At 31.9% G+C, this 913-nt stretch carries 2 protein-coding genes; both read left to right on the forward strand.

The features are described from left to right. Positions 1–431, forward strand: a 431-nt coding sequence (locus tag GW846_06630; GenBank protein ID NDK10420.1) for an ATP-binding protein, incomplete at its 5' end; no start/stop codon positions are given. Between the two features lie 49 nt (positions 432–480). Beyond that, positions 481–819 carry a four helix bundle protein gene (locus GW846_06635; GenBank protein ID NDK10421.1) on the forward strand — a complete coding sequence of 113 codons (339 nt, stop codon included), beginning with the start codon at positions 481–483 and terminating at the stop codon, positions 817–819. Positions 820–913 lie beyond the last annotated feature (94 nt).

The raw sequence follows: 913 nt of genomic DNA on the forward strand, positions 1-913 counted from the left end.
ACTGTCTCCCCGGAACAATTTTAAAATATCAAAAAAGATTATCAGGACCTCTCTTGGACCGAATTGATTTACATATCGATGTTCCATCAGTCTCAGAAGAAAAATTAACCAGTAATATTCTGAGTGAGTCCAGTCAGAAAGTGAGAGAAAGAGTTGTTAAAGCAAGAGAAATTCAACGAAAAAGATTTAAGGGGCTAAAAATTTTTAATAATGGCGAGATGTCCTCAGCTCAAATAAAAAAATTTTGTCAACTAACGCCTGAGGCGGTCACAATTTTAAAACAGGCAATCGCCAATCTTTCTCTTTCGGCCAGGAGTTATTTTAAGACGATCAAAATCAGTCAGACGATCGCCGACCTGAATGGAACTGCGAAAATAGAAGCGAGTTACGTGGCGGAGGCATTACAGTTTAGGTCACATGACGAGTGATAGAATCGGATAAAATCAGATTTAATCGGATAAAATCAGTTTAAATAAAAACATGTTTCAAATAAAAGATTTACGGATTTATCAAAAATCCTTAGAATTAGTAAAAGAAATCTATTTATTGATCAAAAATAATTATGAATTGTCAAAAGATTATTCTTTATGTGACCAGATAAAAAGAGCCTCTATTTCTGTTCCTGCAAATATATCTGAAGGTTTTTTCCGTTCTAAAAAACAAACTAAAAATTATTTGGAAATTTCTTCAGGTTCAGCCAATGAAGTTGTAACTCACCTTAAAGTTATTTATCTAGTTTACGAAATAAATACAGATAAATTACAGGAAGAATATATCATCTTAGGAAAACAAATTAATGCATTTTCCTCTAAGTTTTAAACTGATTTCATCTAATTAAATCTTATCTCTTAGCTAATTCTATCCGATTATATCCGATTAAATCTGATTTAATCTAATCGGTAACCGTTCAGGA

It is taken from the genome of Candidatus Gracilibacteria bacterium (assembly GCA_010119145.1).
GTDB lineage: Bacteria > Patescibacteriota > Gracilibacteria > BD1-5 > UBA6164 > JAACSU01.